General features: G+C 66.2%; 1 protein-coding gene. It reads left to right on the top strand.

Annotation, left to right across the window (positions count from 1 at the left end; all coding sequences use genetic code 11):
- On the top strand, window positions 1-411 hold a 411-nt coding region (locus tag QU44_RS17095; protein WP_033923615.1), incomplete at both ends, for a transposase.

Genomic DNA, 411 nt, shown 5'->3' on the forward strand with positions numbered 1-411 from the left:
ACGATCGGGCAAGCTTTTTTCCTACGTCGATCTGGAGCAGCGCGTGCCGGCGCGCCATCCGCTTCGCGCGATCCGTGGGCTTGTGAACGAGGCGCTGGCCGACATCGGGCCGGAGCTGGAGGCGGTCTATTCGCGGATCGGTCGGCCGTCGATCGCGCCGGAGAAGCTGTTGCGGGCGCTGCTGTTACAGATGTTCCACGGTGTCCGCTCCGAGCGGCAGATGATGGAGCGGCTCGCCTTCGACCTGTCGTTCCGCTGGTTCGTCGGGCTCGGCATCGACGATCCGGTGTGGGACGCGTCGACCTTTTCGAAGAACCGTGAGCGCTTGCTGGACGGCGAGATCGCGGCGCGCTTCCTGTCGGCGATCCTGGCACGCCCGCAGGTGAAGCGGCTGCTGTCGACCGAGCATTT

Origin of the sequence: Sphingomonas sp. 37zxx (genome assembly GCF_000786205.1) — a bacterium.
Taxonomy (GTDB): Bacteria; Pseudomonadota; Alphaproteobacteria; order Sphingomonadales; family Sphingomonadaceae; genus Sphingomonas.